Genomic DNA, 20,590 nt, shown 5'->3' on the forward strand with positions numbered 1-20,590 from the left:
CTGTGACATGTGGTCAGCGCACTGTCGGGAGCCAGACGCGCATGGTCGAGGGCCCTCGGTTGGCCCAGTCGTGGTACGCCACCAGCGGCACCTCGTCGAGGCCCTCGCCGACCGTCGGCGCCGACTCGACCGCGTCGGTCCGGTAGGGCCAGTCGTGGTCTCGCGGGTGGACGCGCCTGCAGCGCACGGTGACCCGGCCATTCACGAGGCGGGGCGGTCGGCTGGTGTCGACGCGGAGCTCGTCGACCGTCTCGACGCCGGGCACGTCCACCGACTCCAGGGCGAGCACGACGGGGCCGTGCTCCACCGCGACGCAGCCACGGACCGCGTCGATGCGCGCGTCCGGGTGGGTGAACCGCGGCGCCATCGGCAGGGACAGGACGACCTCGTCGCCGCGGCGCCACGTCCGGCGCTCGGTGACGAAACCCGGCCCGACCGGCCGGGTGTCTCCGGCGATGGTCAACGTCGCACCCTCGGCCGCCCAGCCGGGCACCCGCACCGTCAGCGACCAGGGCTGGTCGTCGTCGCTCTCGATCCGGACCCGAATCTGCCCGCCGTGCGGGTAGTCGGTCGCCACGCTCACACGAAGATCACGCCCGTCTGCGAACCGGTGCTCGATGGTCCCGGGCAGGTACTGGTGCAGCTGGACACCCTCGTCGTCGGACGTCGCGACGTACGCCGTCAGGCTGGCCAGGGTGCGGGCGACGTTCGTCGGGCAGCAGGAGACCTCGAACCACGGCGCCCGCAGGGAGGCCGCCGCGCGCAGGCTGGGCCGGTCGGCGTCGGGGAGGGTGCCCAGCTCGCGGCGGTGCAGCGTGTTCGTGTAGAAGAAACTCCGCCCGTCGGCCGACGGCGAGGTCGACACCACGTTGAACAGCGTCCGCTCGATGAGGTCGGCGTAGCGGGCGTCGCCGTCGGCGAGCAGCAGCCGCCACGCGAGCATCACCGAGCCGACCCCGGCGCAGGTCTCCGAGTACGCGCGGTCGGGCGGCAGCACCCAGTCCTCGCCGAACGCCTCGTCCTGGTGCCGGGAGCCCTGCCCGCCGGTGACGTACGTGCGCCGGGCCACCCCGTTGCTCCACTGGTTGCGCACCGCGTCCAGCAGGCTGGTGTCCTTCAGGTCGACGGCGACGTCGGCGGCGCCGGCAGCGAGGTAGTTTGCCCGTACCGCGTGCCCCCGCAGGACCGTCGCCTCCCGGACGGGAAGCTCGTCCTGGAAGTACTCCCGGCCGAACTCCACATCGCTGAGCCGGCCGTGGCCCCGGCGGTCGACGAAGAGAGCCGCCTGGCTCAGGTAGCGGTCATCGCCGGTGACCCGGGCGAACTCCACAAGCGCCGTCTCGATCCCCGGGTGTCCACAGAGGCCGTCGATGCCGTCCGGCCCGAACGTCTCGCACACGTTGTCGGCGGCACGGCGGGCGACCTCGAACAGGCCGTCGTCCGCGCCCGGACGCGTTCGGGCGCGGGCGACCGCGGCCTGGAGGAGATGACCGACGCAGTAGAGCTCGTGACCCCATTCGAGGTCGGACCAGCGGGGGGCCTGCCCCGGACGGCCGAATCTCGTGTTGAGGTAGCCGTCGGCCTCCTGCGCCGCAGCCACCCGCCGCACGACGGCGCGGAACCTCGACTCGAGTTCCGCATCGCCGGTCCGGCCGATCTCCCACGCCATCGCCTCGAGGAACTTGTAGATCTCCGAGTCGGAGAACTCGCGACCACGGCGATCGCGTGACAGGTCGCCCCGCACAGCGAGGTCGAAGTTGCCGATCCAGCCTTCCCGCTCGATCCAGTGCTCGATGTGCGGGAGAGTCGCGACGCCGTTGATCGATTGACGCTCGGCCCAGAATCCCCCCGTGATCCGGACCTGGTCCAGCCCGAGCGGCCGGAGCCGGCCACGGATCGGCAGGACGGGGGCGGCCGCAGGTACGGTGCCGCTCATGGTCATCCTTTCATCGCGCCGGACATGAAGCCGCGCACGTAGTGTCGTTGGAGCAGCAGGAACAGAACGATGCACGGAAGGGCGAGCACGACGACGCCCGCTTCGGTCGCCCCGTAGTCGACGACACCCTGGACCTGGCCCCGCAGATTGGACACAGCGAGCGGGAGGGTCATGCGCTCGGTGTCGTTGATGAGGATCAGCGGCGCCATGAAGTCGTTCCACGCGGTGAGGAACGCGAACAGCCCCACGGTGATGAGGCCCGGCTTCACCGCGGGCAACAGCACCCGCCACAGCGCGCTGAATGTCGAGCAGCCGTCGACCATCGCGGCCTCGTCCAACTCGCGTGGCACCGCCTCGAAGGAGATGCGCATCAGGAAGGTCGAGAATGGGAGCTGGAACATCGTCAGCACCAGCGCGACGCCGACGAGGGAGTTCTGTAGCCCCACCTGGTTGAGCAGCACGTAGAGCGGGATCAGCAACGTCGCGTACGGGACCATCAGGATGGCGAGCGTGACCAGGAACAGGATGTTCTTGCCGGGGAAGCGGAACCGGGCGAACGCGTAACCACCGAGGAGGGAGATCAGCAGCGTCAGCGCGACCGCGAGCAGGGCGACGAACGCCGTGTTGGCGAGGTAGCGCCAGATGCCTGCCTGGTAGTTCGCCAGCGTCTCGTAGTTGCCGAAGCCCCAGCCGTCCACCTGGTTCGTGCCGGCCCGCGGGCCGACCGAGGCGACCGCCGTCCAGAGCAGCGGAGCCAGGAAAATCAGCCCGACCGATCCGGAGAACACCCAGTACGGTGTGCGCAGCGCGATGCCGCCGATGGTGACGCCCCTGGGTCTGTTGCGGCGAGTTGGCCCCTCGACGGATGGCGGGGCCCCGCCGTCAGCGATGTGGGAACGGGATACGGCGACCATCGGCGTCAGCTCTCCTCGGACCGGAAGGCGCGCAGTTGCAGCGCGTTGATGAGGACCAGGGCCAGCAGCACGATGAGGGAGAGCGCCGCCGCCACACCAAGGTCGTTCTGACCCTGGAACGCCACCATGTAGATGAGCTGGACGACGGTGATCGTGCTGTTGTCCGGACCGCCCTTCGTCAGGATGTAGAACTGCTCGAAGGCGAGCAGCGAACCGGTCACGCAGAGCACGGTCGTCAGCGCCAGGGTCGGACGCAGCAGCGGCAGGGTGATCTTCCGGAAGGTCTGCCACCGGCTGGCGCCGTCCGCGCGGGCGGCCTCGTACACGTCCGCCGGTATGCCCTGGAGGCCGACCAGCATGAGCACCATGTAGAAGCCGGCGTAGCGCCACACGATGAGGAAGGTCGTCGAGATGAGCGCCGCGGTCGGTGAACCGAGGAAGGTGATGCCGAGCCGATCCAGCACGGGCGCCAGAGGGCTCGCGTACGGCGAGTAGAGCACGTAGAACAGCAGGGACGCCGACGCCAGACCAAGCGCACTGGGAATCAGGAACGACGCGCGGAGCAGGTTGTTCCACCGGCTCGACTCCTGCACGAGCAGGGCCAGCCCCAGGCCGAGGGCCAGGAGCAGCACGGTCGCGAGCACGGTGTACTTGACGGTGAACACCACCGAGTCGGTGAAGAACCGGTGGTTGACCGCCTTCACGAAGTTGTCGGGAGCGTTGATCCCCTGGTTGCCGGTGAGCAGCGGCCATCTCGACACCGACATCCTGATGACGAGCAGCAGCGGTACGGCGAAGAGCGCCACGACGAACACCGCGGTCGGTGTCGCGTAGAGCCAGCCCAGCAGGGCCTGACGGCCGCGTGGCCGGGCACGGCCCCGCGTCGCCGCGCTGGGCGGGCGAGACGGTGCGGTGACTCTCATGGGAACCCTCTCGATCGGTCGGCGGCTGGCGATCGTTGACGTCTGCGGGTCGTTCCGCCGGGGTGTGTGCCGGAAGCCGTGCGTCGGCACACACCCGCGGTGGGCCCTACTGCTTGAGCACTGCGGTGATCTCGCCGTTGTCCTTCTGCAGGTCGCCGCTGCCGTTCAGCACGCGGTTACGAACGAGGGTCAGCCACGGGCTGTTCGGCGCGTTGAACGCCTGCTGGAAGTTCAGCGCGACGGGGGTGTCGCCCTTGCCGGCCGCCTCGTTGATGGTGACCAGCCGCGGGTCCTCGGCGGCGTACTTGTTGTTCGCGAGGTCGGCGCGGGACACCACGTCCTTGTTCTTCGCCAGCACCCCGACCTGGGCGTCCTCGGACATCATCCAGCTCAGGAAGTTCCAGGCCTGAGCCGCCTTCTTCGAGTCCTTCGACACGCCGAGGCCGTCCCCGCCGACGAAGGTGGACCCACCGCCGGTGGGGCCGGGGATCGGGGCCACACCGACGTCGAACGGGGTCGAGGAGAGCAGCGTCGCCGGGTAGAGCATCAGACCGACCTTGCCCTCGGTGAACGGGGCGGTCCAGGTCGGGCCCGTCTCACCGGCCGAGGCCGGCAGCACGGCTCCGGACTTCCACAGGTCGTTCCAGGTGCTGTAGACCTTCTGGGCGGTGTCGTCGGCGAGCTTGGACTCCTTGCCGTCCTCGCTCAGCACCTCTCCGCCAGCGGCCCAGATGGAGGGGAACCAGGTGAAGACCAGACACCCGCCGCAGTTCAGGCCGGCCGCCGTGCCGTAGACGCCGTCCTTCTTCGACGCCTGGACCGCCTTGGCGGCGGCGGCGTACTCCTCGAGCGTCGCCGGGGCCTTCTCCGGGTCCAGCCCGGCCTCCTTGAACAACTGCTTGTTCCAGAACAACATCGACAGGTCCAGCACGAAGGGCAGGACGTGCTCCTTGCCGTCCACGGTGCCGGCCGAGAGGTGCCCCTTGTTGATGGAGTCCTTGAAGCTGAGGCCGTCGATGTTGGCGCTGAGGTCCTGGAAGAGACCCTGCTGCACCCAGTTCGGCACGTAGACGATGTCGGCGGCGAAAAGATCCGGAAGACCGTCCGAGCCCGCTGCCGCGCCGACCTTCGCGACGTAGTCGTCGTTGGGAACGACGGTCAGCTTGACCTTGTTCTTGTGACCGGCGTTGTACGCGTCGACGAGGAGCTTCGCCTGCTTCTCCAGCGGCGCGCGGGTCCACAGGGTGAGTTCGCTGCCGTCGTCGACGCCGTTGGGGCCGGCCTCGGCCGCGCTGGTGCCGCCGTCGTCGCTGCTACACGCGGCCGCGCCCACGGTCAGCGCGGCCACGAGAACTCCGGCTAACGAACGGAGGGCAGTCCGCCTGCCCAGGGTCTTCCTCATGATTCCTCCCACGGGGTTCATCGTTCGGAGGGAACCGCTGGGCGGCCCCCGCAAGACGAGATGTGATCTCCGGATTGCTGCTGCATGCGGACGGCTGGGGTGGTGACGTCGCCGTCAACCGCCTGCCGGGTCGAATCCGCCCGTGACGTGGATGCTGCTCGCGCCGCCGTGACGGGCGATGCCTGCCATGTCGTCATCGCCTCTCCGCCTCTCGCCGGTCTCGGCATGCGGCTCGTGCGGCACATCGTCACCGTCGTGGCCGAGGTGGTGCGCATCACGTTCCGCCGCTAGGGTGTCCCACGAAAACGGTTTCGGCAAGATGTCGCGCGGGTAAAACCCGAACCCGTTTCGGTCGCCTCTCGCTCTTTCGCCTGAACCTGTCTGCGCACTACGCTGGCCGAAACCGCAGGGCTGGCGGGCGATTGCCGTTGCTCTGAAATGTTGCGAAAGGCTTTCGGGTGGGACGGCGACGATCGCAGTCAGTGACGCTGAGTGATGTGGCGGGCCACGCCGGCGTCTCCGTGGCCACGGCGTCCAAAGCACTCAACGGTCGGGCCGAAGTCGCGCCGTCCACCAGGGAACGGGTGCTGCGCGCCGCCGCCGAGCTCTCCTTCCAGCCCAACGCCCTGGCCGCCGGGCTGATCTCGGGACGCACCCGCACGGTGGGACTGCTGACCGACGAACTCGGCGGCAGGTTCGCCATGTCCATCCTGCTCGGTGCGGAGAACGCCCTGGGCAACGGGCAGATGTCTGTGTTGCTCTGCGACGCCCGGGGCGACGCCATCCGCCGTCAGCACTACATCCGCACCCTGCTGGCACGCCAGGTCGACGGATTCATCGTGGTTGGAGACAGCAACGAGGTGAGCCCCTCGTTGACCCAGCAGATCCCGGTTCCGGTGGTCTACGCCTACGCCGAGTCGACGGACCCGCGCGACCTGTCGATCGTCGCCGACGACGAGGGCGGTGCCCGACTCGCCGCAGAACACCTGGTGTCGCACGGCCGACGCCGAATCGGACACATCACCGGGCCGGACAGCTACCGTGCTGCCCGGGACCGGGCCGCCGGTCTGCGAACGGTGCTCGCCGAGGCGGGCCTGTCTCCGGCCGGCGATCCGCTGTTCGGCGAGTGGTCCCAGCGGTGGGGCCGGCACGCGGCACGGCTGCTGCTGGCGGCCAGGCCGGACGTGGACGCGATCTTCTGTGGCAACGACCAGGTGGCCGCCGGGGTCGCCGACACGCTGCGCGATCTCGGCCGCCGGATCCCGGACGACGTGGCGATCGTCGGCTACGACAACTGGGAGTTCTTCGCCGAGGACTGCCGGCCGCCGCTGACCACAGTGGATCTCAATCTCGAGCAGCTCGGCGCAACCGCGGTGCAGCACCTCATCGCGGCACTGGACGGCAACGCCGGCGTTGGTGTCATCCGCCAACAGGGCCGCCTGGTGGTACGCGAGTCCACCGGGCCGGCACTGCCCCGCCGCTGAGACGGCCGGGACCGCCGGGCCGGCGATGCGGAGATCCGTCAGGTCAGGCGCTGTGTGTCAGGCCGGATCGCGTCAGTTCCGCAGCCGGCCGGTCACGATCGCACGGTGCCACCGCACTGCGCCGGATGACCAACTCGGGCACGAGCACGTCCCGCCGGCGCAGCGGCCCGTGCGCGGGCCGGTCGAGCTGCGCCAACAACAGCCGTAGACTGCGCCGGCCCAGCTCGGCGAAGTCCTGCCGCACCGACGTCAGTGGCGGCAGGAAATGGGCACCGTCGGAGGTGCCGTCGAAGCCCACCACGCTGACGTCGTCCGGCACCCGGCGGCCCGCCTCGTGAAGCGCCCGCAGCACGCCGAGGGCGAGTTGATCGCTCGCGCAGAAGATGGCGGTGACGGACGGATCGCGGGCCAGGCACTCACCCTGCTCGTATCCCGTGGCGGCGCTCCAGTCACCGGGCAGCACCGCAGGCACCGGCGCACCGGCGGCTCGGAGCGCGTCGCGCCAGCCGTCGACCCGCTCAGCCGCCTCCGGCCAGTCATCCGGGCCGGCGACGTGGTGAACGGTGGTGTGCCCCAATTCGAGCAGGTGGCGGGTGGCGAGCCGCGCGCCTTCGACGTTGTCGATCTGGGCGCTCGGAACCGCCGGACTGCAGCCGCCGCCCGCAGTCACCGAGGCCAGGCCGGAGGACGCCTCGGCGAACGCGTTGGCCATTGTGGGCTTGGGCGCGATGGCGATGATTCCTTCGACCGAATGCCGGCGCAGCCAGTCGACCGCGTCGAGCACCGACCGGTGGTCCAGGTCGCGCACGCTGGCGACGCTGACGAAGTAGCCCGCGGCGCGGGCCGCGCCCTCGATCGCGTACAGCATCGAGGTCGGCCCGTAGAGCGGGCTCTCGTAGCCGATGATGCCGAGCGTGCCGGATCGGCGGGTGACCAGCGCCCGGGCCGCCGGATTTCGTTGGTAGTTCAGCCTGCTCATCGCGTCCAGGACCCGTTGCCGGGTCCGGTCAGCGACGTGCGGGTGCCCGTTGATGACGCGGGAAACCGTCTGCGAGGACACTTTTGCCAACTCCGCGACGTCGCGCATGATCGATCGGTCGGGATGTCTGGTCGCCCCTTCGGCTTCGTCGCGCCGTGCCGGGGTGGACGGGAGTGATCGCCCGTCAGGTCCGTCGTCTTCGATCACCCTGCATCCCCTCGTCAGGAGGTCTCGACGTGTGCCCTTGGCGACAGGTGGTCCTTCCGTGCACCTCGATCAGCCCCCGGCCGCCTGGTCTTTGACAATGAATGCCGAAAACGGTTTCGGCAATGGCTGTCAGGAGATCTGCAGCAAATGGTCGGTACGGCACCGACGCGGTTTCGGCACCGGCACCACCATGGACACACCGTCTCGGTGATCGACAGCGCAGTACGGGATTGACGTCCCGGCAGCGGCGGGCGGGCCTGTCGCTGCCGGGCCGTGGATCCTCAGTAGGTCGCCTTGATCTCCAGCATCCCAGCATCGGATAGCCTGCACGGAGCGCGACGCCTACTGGGACTGATCACCTCGTAACGTAGACCGGACAGCCGAGCCGGCAGTAAAAACTGACCTCGACGTCGTCCTCGTGCCGTCAGTCCACGGTGATCTCGCCGCGATCGCCGCGGACAGCTCGCCAGATCCGCAGGGCTGGAGCGCCCGCAGGTAACCGAGGTCCAGGTGGTGCTCACCATGCCAGCTCGCAGCCGTGACCACCCGGGTGATTGGGCGGATATCCGCGCATCGAGGGCTCGAACTTGACCTGGGGAGATGAATATCTTCTCAGGTAACGGCGGTAACATCCGGTAACGGATGATCTTTGTTGGCGATAACCGCGCGGATGGTTGGCCGTCGGCGTGCGCGCTGTAGATCGCTCTGACCTGCCGCCTCATCTGCGTCCCGGATGGAGCGGCATTTGGTTTCTTGATTCCGCGTCAAGCGCTGCAGATATTGCCAGCTGCCGCTACATCGGGCACCGGTCGGGACGGCCGGATTCGAACTGACGACCCTTGTTACCGAACGTAGCCATCCCGACAGAGCGGCGCCGGATTCCCGCGTACCCCACAGCCGCCATGGGACCTAGCGAGCGTCACTCAAGAGAACGACGTGCGCCTACCCATCTCGACCCGCCTACCGCAGGAATGGGGTTCGTATCGGTGGGGCGACACGAACCATCGCCCCACCACCGGCGATGCACTTCCCAACGTCGGCAAGAGCTGGAACAGCGTAGGGTCGGCGTGCAGTGAAGACTTCGCGCACGCCGCGCGGGCCTTCCGTCACCTGCACGCCGCGATCAGGCGAGTAACACGCTGCACGTTCACCGACCTGCTTCAGGAGGTTCGATCATGTCCAAGGACTCGACGACCAAGGCGAACGCCAAGAAAAAGGGTAAGACGATCAAGGAGAAGCAGACTGCAAAGCGCCTGAAGCGCGATGAGCAGAACGGACGTTCCTCAAACATCGTGTCCACCGGGCGCTGACACCGGCAGCATCGCGGAATTGTCCGAATGCGGCGGTGAAGGTGGGGGCTGACAATCGTCGGATCCCCACCTGCCGTTGAGGCCGTAGAGCTGCGGCAGGGCCGCTCGCGTGGTGCACAGAGGACAGGGTGCCCGGCGCGGACCTGCACGGTACGGGCGTGAGCGCGAGGAGCCATGAACCGCTGCGCCGCGCGTGTGATGATCTCGTCCTCGGTGCCGGCTGGGCCCTCTCGGGCACGGCGCCGTGACGTTCATGCCGCAGCCACCGTCCCGGTAGTCGGGGCAGGACGAGGGTCGACGTCGTTGACCGTGGTGGTGAGCGGCCGAGCTCCGACGGGCAGAGCCCTGGTTCCCGGCGGCCTTCGCCGCCTTCGAACGCATCTGGTCGGGCCAGCCCACCGCCGCCGACTGGGAGGCGATCACACCGTTCACCCACGGCCGGTGGGACGCCGACCGCCGTGCCCGGGTGCCGGGGAGGCGGGGCAGCGCAACGACGACGCCGCGGCCGTCTACTACTCGGCCGGGGCCGTCGACCCCGGAGGCTGTCAGGTCCGCCCTCGGTCACATTCAGGCACCGGTCTTGCTGCTCGCCGGCGAGTACGACATCGGGCTCCCGCCGAAGCGCGCCGCCGAGTACGCCGGCCTGTTCCCGCGGGCCGAGTTGGCGGCGCAGCCCGGGCGCCGGGCACTATCCGTGGCTCGACGATCCGGAGTGGTTCGTGAAGACGATGGCCGGATTCCTGGGTTGAGCGGTGACGGCCGCGGCGCCCAGCAGCGCCGCGGCCGTTCCTGTCTGCCGTGATTCGTCAGCTGGTCGGCAGGACCGCCTGGCCCTTGCGGTAGTTCTTGCCGCTGCCGTCCGGGGTGTAGTTGTTCTCGACGTTGCCGGCCGAGTCGACCGAGAACCAGTTGATCCGGGTGCCGGCCGGGATCGTCAGGGTCTCTCCGCCCTCGCGGATGCCCGCCGAGCCGTAGAGCGTCGACGAGTACGTCGGCGTAGCGCCGTCGAGGGTGTAGAAGACCGAGGCGGGCTCGGAGACGCTGAAGGTCGCGTTCACCATGCCCGGTGTCGAGCTGGGGGCGACCGTGAGGGTGCTTCCCGGGCGGGTCCGGTCCTTGGCGAAGTCCCGGGCCACCCGCATCAGCTCGACCAGGCCATTGGAGAACTCCATCGCCTCGGAGTGCGCCTCCTCCCAGTCCGGTTGGAAGGACGTGCCGACCTCGAAGTTCCAGGCGTAGATGCCGTACTTGTACCAGAGCATGTCGCCGGAGTTGCCCGCCGCCGAGTAGAGCACGTCGGAGATCGGGCCCGTGCGGGCCGGGGTGACCGCCATGTTCCGGTGCTGCTTGATGGCGGTCAGGATCCGCGAGGACGCGCCCCAGAAGGCCGACTCCTCGGCCAGCGTCGGCCGCGGCGCCGAGGTCCGGTCCGGCAGGGCGTACGCGCCAGGCGACCACATGAAGTAGTTCCCGGAGGAGTGCAGGTTCATCGAAAACTTGATGTTGGGGCGGGCAGCCAGCCAGTCGACGTTGCGGTTCTCCGGCTCGGAGAGCTCGCTCGGCCCGGCATAGGTGCCGCTGGTGCAGCTGCTCGACGCGCCCGAGTACCCGTCGAAGAGGCTGTACTCGGTGTAGTTGCGGTTGTTGTCGACGCCCCACGAGTCCCGGCCGAGGAAGTCTGCGGCCCCGGTCGACGGGCAGTGGTTGGTCATGTTCTTGCGCTGGGAGTTGAAGTCGTAGAAGGAGTAGTGGCCGCCGTCCGGGTTGACCGACGGAGCGATCCAGATGTCCAGGTTGTTCAGCAGCTGCTTGGTCTGCCCGTCGTGCGCGTAGTTGCGCAGCAACCGCTCGGCGGTTTCGACGGTGACCAGCGGCGGCACCCACTCCCGCGCGTGCTCCTGCGCGTAGGCGAGCACCCCGGGCTTCGAACCGTCCCGAACCTTGCCGATCCGGATCGCGTACACCGGCTGCGGATCGCGGGAGACGGAGGCCGGCGCACTCAGGTCGTCGGTGAGCAGGGTCCGCGCCGCCGGCGCGACCGCGCCGCCGCCCGGGCTGCCGCGATAGGTGTACGCCTTGACCAGCGACCCGGCCGCGGCGTTGAGCGCCGCGACGACCTCGGCGGCGGTGCTGGTCACCGCGCCCGCGCCGTCGGTACCGAGGGCCACCCGGATGGCCTTACCGCTCACGGTCACCGCCAGCGCCGCGTTGCCGGCGCCCGGGTTCACCAGCTCCACCGAGATGTCGTTGCCACCCTGATGCCCCCAGGCCAGGGAGTCCACCGCGACCCGGCTGGCGTTGGCGCTGCCGAGGACGGCCTGGGCGTGCCGCCGGTAGCCGTTGGTCTTGTACGGCAGCTCGACGATCTCGGCCAGGTTGGGGAACTCGGCGGCGAGCTGGTGGATCCGCGCGTACAGCTCCGTCGGGGTGAGGTAGCTGGTGACGAAGTCCTTCTGGTAGCCCGGCCCCTCCGGGCTGGTCTCCGGCGTGGGCAGCCACTCCTGCACCTTGACCTCGGCCACGTCCCCGGTGGGGCTGGTGATCCGGATACGGTCCGGCCGGCTGGTCACCGCCGAGGCGCCACGGTGGTAGAGGTAGACGCCGGCGTCGACGAAGCGGGAGATGGTCTGCGTGCCGCCGGAGCCGATTGCGGTGCCCGGCCCACTGTCCCGCTCGACGGTGAGCGTGTTGCTGGCTGTCTGGCCCTGCGCCCACTTCGCCTCGACGGAGAGGACCTGACTGGTCCCGGAGGTGTAGTAGTCCGCGCGGATGATCTTGATGTCGGAGACGTCCGGAGCGGTCGGGTCGGCCGCGGCGGTGGCGAACTCCCGGTTCTCGGCGAGGTGCGCGGCGATGGTCGACTCGCGCTCCTCGACCCGGGCCCGGGCGTCTTCGGGGCGATGCAGCACGTCGCCGAGGGTGAAGCCGGCCGCGGTCAGCCGGGCGGCTTCGCTCGGCGTGATCACCGCGTGCGCGACCACGCCGTTCTCTACGCGTTCGACATGGTGGTCGAGGTCCACGCCGGTGGCGACCAGCGCGTCCAGCTCCGCGGTGTCGGCGAGCAGCACCTCCACGACGTTCGCCGACTCACCGGCGACCGGGCCGGAATCGGCCGGTGCGCCGGCGTCCGGCGCGGTCGCCGAGGCCGGGCTGATCAGCAGCACGACGGCCATGGCGGCGGCCAGCGCCGCCGGGACCGGGAGGCGGCGTCGCCACCGCGCGGGTAGGGATTTCGGCATGGTGATGTCTGCCCTTCTGGCTACTCGGCCTGATGGCCGTAGGAGATGGCCGAGGGGCACGCCCGGGGTACGCGGCTCCATCCGTTGGGTCGCGTGCGGTCGTTGCGGCAACCGAGCGCGCGACACGCTGAGAAAGGGGAAGGTGACGTCGTCCGGCTCCATCGCCTCGACAGGACCCGCATCGCCGAAATGCGAGGCGTCGAACGAGGGTGACGGAGGCTCTCCGGTGACAGTTGGTGGACTGAGGCAATCCTCAGCTGTCACAACGTGAACTGTCAATCCTCTGCTGGGCCCGTTGACTCTCGGGCGGTCACGCCGAAGAGGTCGGGTAGGTGGGGCAGGTCCCGCGCCAAGCCTTCCTGAGCCCAGAAGGCGTCGACGGACCGCCTGCTGTCTCGGGTCAGGTCACCGCGGAGCGGACGCCGAGGCCGATGAGGACGGCGCCGGTGAGCCGGTCGAGGGTACGGCGCACGCGTGGGGTGCGCAGCAGCCGTGCGGTTGCGCCGGTGACCGCGGTCCAGCCGGCCAGCCAGAAGGTGTGCAGCAGGGCGTGTGCGGTGGCGAGCACCAACGTGGGGACCCCAGCTCAACACCGGCCGAGTCTCGACCAGGACCGTCACTCATCCGGCCCCGCGAGGACCCATAGCCCGGCCCATAACAGTAACGCACATCGATGTAGGCGGTCGCTCAAACCGCTTCTGGGGGATAGAAATTGCCCTCTTGACGAGGCACTTCTGCCGCAGTCTAATTGGTGATCATATCGGGAGGCCACGCGCGGGAGAGTTCCAGTTCGCCGTTCTGACGTGGCCGGGTTTCCTTATTTTGTCTCGACCAGCGCGTGTAGATCACGAGCCCGGGATGTAGCAGGCCGCCCCGGTCCATTAGAGATATTGACCCATCGGGAAGGAGCCGGAGATGAGCATGAGGTTCACGAGTCGGCGGCAGTTCCTGCGGCGACTGGGAGGCACCCTTGCTGCCGGAGTAGGCATCGCGTTCTTTCCGGCCGGGTTCGCCTCGGCATCGTCCAAGACCGGTCCGACATCGACCCCTGGCCAGACGGGCGGCGGGCCGGCGTACCCGGAAGACCCCGGCTTTGTCGCCAGGAGTCCAGGGGAACTAGATGCCGCTAAAGCCAGTTGGGAAACGCCGGAATATGGTTACTATACCGGCCATAATCCTTCTACTCCTGGCACAGCGGTCAACTCCCCATGGCAGCTCGTCGCGGTAAACGCGTCCACCGCCTACGCCCTAGGATACCGCGGGCAGGGCGTCACGCTGGGCATGATGGATTCGGGCTACAGGGCTTCACACGAAGCATTTCAGACCGAGCTGATTGCTTCGGTGAGAGCAGAGGGTGTCTACGGCACGTCCGGCTTCGGGTATCGAAACGCAGCAACCCCGGCGAACCCGTTTACTGCGGGCGAGCCGTTCACTCTGGCCGGTGATCAGGCGAGAACAAGTGACTACGGGCACGGGACCGGCATGCTTGGGGTTACCTCCGGCATCCGCGATGGTAAAGACCAGCACGGCATCGCCTTTGGATCGAAGATGTATGTCGCCAAGACCGGCGGTTCCGATACCCAGTCCCACGGCCCCTTCCACGATTACGTGTACTGGCATACAGCCAATAAGGCCCTGGTCGACGCAGGCGCCCAGGTCATCAACAGCAGTTGGGGCTCCTACGTCCAGACTATCGACAGAACCCGCTTTGACGGCTTTGGAAACGACCTCGGAGTCAATGGCAACCTCGCCAACGCTTACCAACTGCGTGGCAAAGACAGCACCAGCGCCACGGCAATGGCGACCATTATCCCCAACGAGCACCTGAAGGATCTGGAGTACCAGTATTTCCTCTTCAAGAAGAGCTACTCGGAAGGCGGCATTCAATACAATCCGAACCACCCCGGACGCTCGTTCATGGATGCCATCTGGGAGGCTATCAAGGACAGCGGTACCGTCAACGTAAGGTCGGCCGGCAACAACGACTGGAGTAACCCGTATTTTCGCCCCGCGTATCCATTCTTCAATCCCTTGGCGGAGAAGCAGTGGGTATCCGTCGGCGGGGTGCAACCGCCCACTGCGGCCAATCCCGAATACACAAAGCAGTTCGGGTACAACGAGGCGGGGCTCGCCAAATGGTGGACCGTGTCTACCCCTTCAAACAGCGTTCGGACCACGAACAGCGGTGGTGACACCAACTATTCAAACTCAAATGGCACGTCACCGGCAACGCCCGTTGCGACAGCGGTGATGGGGGTTCTGCTCTCCCGCTATCCGAACATGGACGCCAAGCAGGTGCGTGAGCTGATGTTCACCACGGCGAACAACAAGATGTCCGACGGCGTGAGATTCCTCGGCACCGGGCAAACCTCCCCCTCCGGGGCATCCATCGCCTGGACCGCTCCCGACGGTCTTCCGGACCAACGCTGGGGCTGGGGCATTCCCGATCTGGCCAAGGGCATGTACGGCCCCGGCCAACTCCTGAGCCCCATGACCTACAACATGGACAAAACGCCCCTGGACGTCTGGTCGAACGACATCAGCCAGATCGCGATCAAGGAAAGGGAAAGGGAAGATCTGGAGTGGCTGGCGGGCTACAAGAAGCAAGGCATTGCCTACGCCGGTGAATTCAGCCCCAACGTGCTGAACCCGGACGGCACGCTTAACGAACAGGCCTTCATGCTTCAGGGCATTTTGGCTGATCCTTACATCCAAGCTATCACTAACGGCCATCCTGAGTTGTACGACAAGGTCACCTATGAAGACGCCGTCAAGTGGCGCAAGGAATGGATGGACGAGCGCGCAGCCTACATTCAGAACAACATCGACAACAACCTCTACACGGCTTCTCTGACCAAGCAAGGCCCCGGGACGCTGATCATGACGGGCGACGACACCTACGCGGGCGGCACGACGGTTCAAGGCGGTAAGCTCTCGATCACCGGCTCGCACGCAAGCTCGATCGACGTCAAGGGCGGCACGCTCGGCGGCAGCGGTTTCGTGGCAGGCAGCATCGACGTCGACAGCGGCGTGCTGCAGCCCGGTCTGTCGTCCCGGGAAGCGGCGTCCGCGGCGTCCATCACCCTCACCGACGTCGCACCCGGCAACGTCCTGAACGTCGGCAGCGACGTGACCGTCAGCCGAGGGGGTCGCCTCGCCATCACCATCTCCGGGGACCACAACTACACGAGCGTGCGGGCCACGGGTGACCTGGTGCTGGACGGCGAACTCGCCCTGGACGTTCGCGCACCCCTCACTCCGGGCACGGTACTGACGATCATGAGCGGCGACTCGATCAAGGGCAACTTCCGTTCCCTGCCGGAACGGCGGATCCTGAACGCGGGCCACCACATGTTCAGGGTGTCCTACAAGGACGGCGATGTGACGCTGACCGTCGTGCGGACGCTGCCCGGGGCAGGGTCCGGCGGCGTCTAGCCTCACGTGGCCTGGACAGCCAGGCTCAGGTTCGCCTGAGCCTGGCTGGCCAGGCCTTCGCCCAACGTGGCTGCGGTAACGAAGCTGCCACCACTGCGCAAGCGCAAGGGCAGCTCGTGGACGAGCGTACAGGCACGGATGTTGCTCGAGTCCTCCCGCGACGGCGACGACTACCTCTACGCCCGGGGTGCCTGCACGCCGACGACGGACCGGCCATCCAGTAGCTCGATGGCCACCAGGTATGGGCGCGTGAAGGGACAATCCGCCGGCACCCCATGTGCCGGATCGTCGCCAGCGGACACATGATCCAGAAGCTCAGCGTGATCGTCCCTTCGGTACGAGCATCTGAGCTGTCCATAGATGAGCTGCGAGGCTTGATATCGCGAGCTGCGTCCTGCTGAGTAACCCGGAGGGACAACGCCACGTCCAATCGATTCGCCGAAGGATGGGGGGCAGCCATGAGCAGGGGCGAGCACGGCCGGACGTATCGCACGGCAACGCCTACGCCACTGCGCTACCTCGCTAGCGTCACCGGCCTCGAGGTCGGGGCTGTCGCACTCATGGCGGCAGCCGGGCTGCCGCCGGACGCCGGGCTTCCGGTGGATCACTGATGCCCGCGATAGAGGCATGGCTGATCGGCGGACCCGTCGACGGCCGCACCACCCCCATCGAGGTCGACGAGGACGGGTCCCTTCCGCAGGCCATTCTCCTGCTGCAGGCTGGCGCCTACCTCGGCGGCCGTGACCATCCCAGTCCGCCTATACAGCGCTATTTCCGTTGCGACGACTCCTGGAAACCGCCCAACCACCATCGCAACCACACCTCACTCGGCGGCAAGCCACCCATCAGCCGCGTCAACAACGCTGCTGGGCACTACAACTAGCGCTGGCTCTGTGCGTTCACCGGTGCTCCCCGGTTCCGCCCCGTCCTGCGCCGTTGCTGCCAGCCGTTGCCCCAGCCTCACCGGCACGTCGTGACTGGATCAGCTCTCTGGCTCCGGTCCCGGTTCCCGAGGCAGGGCGTCGTTCGGCTGGCAACCTTGGCCTGATGACCTTTGAAGGACACAATGCCTCCTGTGAACAGGCAGAACCTGACGACGGAAAAGGTACATGCGTGGCCTCGCGCCTTGGCCGTGGCCGCGCTCCTAACCTCCACATTTGCCGCTGGCTGGTCGCACCTCGCGCAGGGCAACGTATCAGGCGTTTGGGTGGGGTGGCTTCCGGCCGTGATTACAGCGATCCCCCTGTTCACTGTGCGTCGTAAACCTTTCGAATACGCCTGCCTGGCAGCTGGAGTCCTGGTGCTTTGCCTGGCGGTCGTGGGCGTATCCCTCGTGATGCTCTTCCCGGCCGCCCTGATTTTCTTGGCTGCGGTCGCGGATCCGGGCCGGGCACCGCGGCGGGCACGTGTGTCGGTGCTCGTCGGCGTGTTGCTGGCACTCGTTGCAGGCGTGGCGCTGGCCGGGGGAATCTACCCGGCGCTGACGTCCCCGCCGGTTGGGTTCATTGTCCACACCAGTTCCGGGTTAACGGTGACTGAGCCGACGTTTGAACGCGTCGTCCAACGTGCCACCACCGGCTATGGCGTGGAAGGTGGCGTGCGCGTCGACGCTGCGGGCGACGATGAAGGCCCCACCATCACCATCCAATTCCGCTCCAACCTTCCCGCAGACGGGCAGGAGCGGCTCCGGCGACACCTGGCGGAGGTGCCCGGTGTGACAAAGGTCTGCTCGTGGTACCGAGACAACCACCTACGCTCCCGGTGCTAGCTGCAGCCAACGCACATGCTCGTGACTCGCAGTGGGCCCGGGTTGTCTGGGACCTCTGCAAACGCCATAGGGCTCAGGAGCAGAAACGACGCAGCGGACCACGGTCACGTCGCTGATCTCCTCGCCGAGCAGATCGGCTCCCGGCTGATCTCTGAGTAGGGCCGGGGTTCGGGGCAGAGCCCCGAGGTCTTCGTGGTCATGGTCGTTCGTCAGCGTGGCCGGCCCGGCCGATGCCGGCCGGAGGTCGCCAGCGAGGCCGGGGCCTGGCGGCACGGCCCGCTTGCGGGCCGCCTTGATATAGCAAGAGAAGAATTCTGGCAATCAAAGCGCTGGTCACTGAAGCTTGACCGACGGTCAAGCAGCGCCAGGCCAACTCCAACTTGACTGATCTTGGTCCCCAAAACGGCGAAGGGCCGACCCGATTTCCGGATCAGCCCTCTGACCTGCGTCGGGACGGCCGGATTCGAACCGACGACCCCTTGACCCCCAGTCAAGTGCGCTACCAAGCTGCGCCACGTCCCGCCCTCGCGTGGTCTCCCCCGCGACAGCCGGTACAGCTTAGCGCAGCAGCCCCCCGTCGTCCGCACAGGCCCCACCCGAGTCGCGGCACGGCCGAACCACCGCACAACCCCTACGGCGTCCTAGGAGGATAGGGGAGAAGATTGGGCGCGGAAAATGCCGGATGGGCACCCGCCCATCCGGCATTTTCGAGCAGACAGATCAGCCGTGTGCCTTGCCTCGGCCGCCGGGGCCGAGCTTCTTGCGGGGGCGGACCGAGATCTCGATCGGGCTGCCCTCGTACCCGAACTCCTCACGGAGCTTGCGCTCGACGAAGCGCTGGTAGCCGGCGTCGAGCGGGCCGGTGGTGAAGAGCACGAACCGCGGCGGCGCCACTCCGGCCTGGGTGGCGAACAGGATCCGCGGCGCGCGTCCACCGCGCACGGGGTGCGGGGTGGCCTGCACCAGCGCGGTGAGCCACTGGTTGAGGTGCGCGGTCGGCACGCGCGTCTCCCAGCTGGCCAGTGCCTTGTTCAGGGCCGGGGCGAGCTTGTCCACCGCGCGGCCGGTCATCGCCGACAGGTTCAGCCGGATGGCCCAGGGGATGCGGCGCAGTTCGCGCTCGATCTCCTTGTCCAGGTAGTACCGGCGGTCGGCGTCGACCAGGTCCCACTTGTTGAACGCGATGACCAGCGCCCGGCCGGTCTCGGTCACCATCGACAGGATCCGCTGGTCCTGCTCGCTGATGGGTTCGCTGGAGTCCAGCAGCACCACGGCCACCTCGGCGGCCTCGATGGCCGCCGCCGTGCGGAGGCTGGCGTAGTACTCGGTGCCGCTGGCTTGACCGACCCGCTTGCGCAGCCCGGCCGTGTCCACCAGTTGCCAGGTCTGACCGCCGATCTCGACCAGGCTGTCCACCGGGTCGACGGTGGTGCCGGCGACCGCGTCGACGACGGCGCGTTCCTCGCCGGAGAACCGGTTGAGCAGGCTGGACTTGCCGACGTTCGGCCGGCCGACCAGCGCGACCCGACGCGGCCCGCGCGGCCGGTTCTCGACGATCGCCGGTGCCTCCGGCAGCGCGGCGAGGATGGCGTCCAGCAGGTCGCCGGAGCCTCGCCCGTGCAGTGCGGAGACGGGGAACGGCTCGCCGAGGCCGAGCGACCAGAGCGAGGTGGCCTCCATCTCGATGGAGGTGTTGTCGGCCTTGTTCGCCACCAGGATCACCGGCTTGGCGCTGCGCCGCAGCATCTTCACGGCGGCCTCGTCCACGTCGGTGGAGCCCACCATCGCGTCGACGACGAAGAGCACCACGTCGGCGGTGACGACCGCGGTCTCGGCCTGCGCCGCGATGGCGGCGGCGCGGTCCTTCGCGTCCGGTTCCCAACCGCCGGTGTCCACCACGGTGAACGCCCGGCCGTTCCACTGCGCGTCGTACGGCACCCGGTCCCGGGTCACGCCGGGGATGTCCTCGACGACCGCCTGCCGGCGGCCGATGATCCGGTTGACCAGCGTGGACTTACCCACATTGGGGCGGCCGACCACGGCCACCACCGGCTGCGGGCCGGACGGATCCTCGGAGTCGATGTCGGGCTCGCGCAGCTCGACCCATCCGTCACTGTCGGTCATGCCACTCCCAGATCGGATCAGCAGTTCGCGAAGCGGACGGCGACACGTCGCCGTTCCCGCTCCGGAGCTGAGAAGCACGACCGCGTCCGTCGCCGCCGTGCCGGTACACTTGATCCGTCAATGCTACTGTCCGCATTCGCGAACGCCCGAGGTCCCTGCCAAGCTCACGTCGGCGGCGCCACGTAGGCTTTTCAACGGGTGACCTCTACTCATCTTCCCACCGGCCGGTGGGAGACCGGACGGATGGCAATGAACGGGATTCTGGCGGTAGTCGGGCTGGCGGGCACCGGGAAGTCGACGGTCGTCGCCATGGTGCAGAAGGCGACCGGTGCTCCCGTCGTCTACTTCGGCGGCGTGATCGTGGGTGAGGTGCGACGTCGTGGTCTCCCCGTCAACGAACAGACCGAACGCACCGTCCGGGAAGAAGTGCGCCGCCTGCACGGTATGAGCGCTGTCGCCCAGCTCGCCGCCGACGACATCGGCAAGCAGCTGACCGAGCAGCCGCTGGTCATCATCGACGGCCTGTACAGCTACGCCGAGTACGAGTACCTGACCGAGCGCTTCCCGGACACGCTGCGCACCCTCGCCGTGCACGCCCCGCGTGAGATGCGCGAGGAGCGACTGGGCAAGCGTGCCCACCGGCCGCTGACGCCCGAGGAGATCACCTCGCGTGACCTCCGCGAGATCAGCACCCTGGACAAGGCCACGCCGATCGTGCTGGCCGACTGGCACGTCGTCAACGATGACAGCGTCGACGTCCTCGCCGAGCGCCTGGACCGGGTGGGCCTCACCGACGTGCCCATGTCCCGCTGACCGTCGCCGACAACCAGCGCGCCGCGTGGTGTGATGGGCCGGTGGAAACGGGACTC

At 68.0% G+C, this 20,590-nt stretch carries 15 protein-coding genes and 1 tRNA gene; 7 read left to right on the forward strand and 9 right to left on the reverse strand.

The annotated features are described in order from the left end of the window. Positions 1-13: 13 nt before the first annotated feature. The 4 genes from M8C17_RS18145 to M8C17_RS18160 form a co-directional block, all read right to left on the reverse strand. On the reverse strand, positions 14-1,936 hold the full coding sequence (locus tag M8C17_RS18145) for a glycoside hydrolase family 127 protein (protein ID WP_252417681.1): 1,923 nt from the start codon (positions 1,934-1,936) through the stop codon (positions 14-16). 2 nt (positions 1,937-1,938) lie between these two features. Further along, positions 1,939-2,850, reverse strand: coding sequence for a carbohydrate ABC transporter permease (locus M8C17_RS18150; protein WP_252417682.1), 912 nt, complete (start codon positions 2,848-2,850; stop codon positions 1,939-1,941). 5 nt (positions 2,851-2,855) lie between these two features. After that, positions 2,856-3,773: a carbohydrate ABC transporter permease gene (locus M8C17_RS18155; protein WP_252417683.1), complete on the reverse strand. Its 918-nt coding sequence runs from the start codon at positions 3,771-3,773 to the stop codon at positions 2,856-2,858. A 106-nt stretch (positions 3,774-3,879) separates the two neighbouring features. After that, entirely contained in the window at positions 3,880-5,121 is a 1,242-nt protein-coding gene (locus tag M8C17_RS18160; RefSeq protein ID WP_252417684.1) for a sugar ABC transporter substrate-binding protein, read from the reverse strand. Between the two features lie 153 nt (positions 5,122-5,274). On the opposite strand from M8C17_RS18160, the gene M8C17_RS18165 reads away from it, so the two are divergent. Both M8C17_RS18165 and M8C17_RS18170 read left to right on the forward strand, forming a co-directional pair. Continuing rightward, on the forward strand, positions 5,275-5,466 hold the full coding sequence (locus tag M8C17_RS18165; RefSeq protein ID WP_252417685.1) for a hypothetical protein: 192 nt from the start codon (positions 5,275-5,277) through the stop codon (positions 5,464-5,466). A 167-nt stretch (positions 5,467-5,633) separates the two neighbouring features. Next, positions 5,634-6,659: a LacI family DNA-binding transcriptional regulator gene (locus M8C17_RS18170; RefSeq protein ID WP_374558620.1), complete on the forward strand. Its 1,026-nt coding sequence runs from the start codon at positions 5,634-5,636 to the stop codon at positions 6,657-6,659. A gap of 43 nt (positions 6,660-6,702) precedes the next feature. Here M8C17_RS18170 and M8C17_RS18175 read toward each other — a convergent pair whose 3' ends face one another. Further along, a complete protein-coding gene (locus M8C17_RS18175; protein WP_252417687.1) occupies positions 6,703-7,746 on the reverse strand; it encodes a LacI family DNA-binding transcriptional regulator in 1,044 nt (347 codons plus the stop codon). A gap of 1,274 nt (positions 7,747-9,020) precedes the next feature. Between M8C17_RS18175 and M8C17_RS31905 the strand changes: the two genes are divergently transcribed. After that, positions 9,021-9,155: a hypothetical protein gene (locus M8C17_RS31905; protein WP_256482890.1), complete on the forward strand. Its 135-nt coding sequence runs from the start codon at positions 9,021-9,023 to the stop codon at positions 9,153-9,155. An 806-nt stretch (positions 9,156-9,961) separates the two neighbouring features. On the opposite strand, the gene M8C17_RS18180 is transcribed toward M8C17_RS31905, so the two are convergent. Both M8C17_RS18180 and M8C17_RS18185 read right to left on the reverse strand, forming a co-directional pair. After that, a complete protein-coding gene (locus M8C17_RS18180) occupies positions 9,962-12,394 on the reverse strand; it encodes a M14 family metallopeptidase (protein ID WP_252417688.1) in 2,433 nt (810 codons plus the stop codon). A 400-nt stretch (positions 12,395-12,794) separates the two neighbouring features. Then, positions 12,795-12,962, reverse strand: a complete 168-nt coding sequence (locus M8C17_RS18185; protein WP_252417689.1) for a hypothetical protein — start codon at positions 12,960-12,962, stop codon at positions 12,795-12,797. 347 nt (positions 12,963-13,309) lie between these two features. On the opposite strand from M8C17_RS18185, the gene M8C17_RS18190 reads away from it, so the two are divergent. From M8C17_RS18190 to M8C17_RS18200, 3 genes are all read left to right on the forward strand, one after another. After that, entirely contained in the window at positions 13,310-15,829 is a 2,520-nt protein-coding gene (locus tag M8C17_RS18190; protein ID WP_252417690.1) for a S8 family serine peptidase, read from the forward strand. 610 nt (positions 15,830-16,439) lie between these two features. Then, positions 16,440-16,712: a hypothetical protein gene (locus tag M8C17_RS18195; RefSeq protein ID WP_252417729.1), complete on the forward strand. Its 273-nt coding sequence runs from the start codon at positions 16,440-16,442 to the stop codon at positions 16,710-16,712. Between the two features lie 192 nt (positions 16,713-16,904). Beyond that, a complete protein-coding gene (locus M8C17_RS18200) occupies positions 16,905-17,597 on the forward strand; it encodes a hypothetical protein (RefSeq protein ID WP_252417691.1) in 693 nt (230 codons plus the stop codon). Between the two features lie 448 nt (positions 17,598-18,045). On the opposite strand, the gene M8C17_RS18205 is transcribed toward M8C17_RS18200, so the two are convergent. Then, positions 18,046-18,119, reverse strand: a tRNA-Pro gene (locus tag M8C17_RS18205). A 198-nt stretch (positions 18,120-18,317) separates the two neighbouring features. Then, entirely contained in the window at positions 18,318-19,721 is a 1,404-nt protein-coding gene (der, locus tag M8C17_RS18210) for a ribosome biogenesis GTPase Der (RefSeq protein WP_252417692.1), read from the reverse strand. Between the two features lie 249 nt (positions 19,722-19,970). Between der and M8C17_RS18215 the strand changes: the two genes are divergently transcribed. Beyond that, on the forward strand, positions 19,971-20,534 hold the full coding sequence (locus tag M8C17_RS18215; RefSeq protein ID WP_252417693.1) for an AAA family ATPase: 564 nt from the start codon (positions 19,971-19,973) through the stop codon (positions 20,532-20,534). The last annotated feature ends 56 nt before the right edge of the window (positions 20,535-20,590 follow it).

Source organism: Micromonospora sp. RHAY321, assembly GCF_023896955.1.
Classification (GTDB): Bacteria; Actinomycetota; Actinomycetes; order Mycobacteriales; family Micromonosporaceae; genus Micromonospora.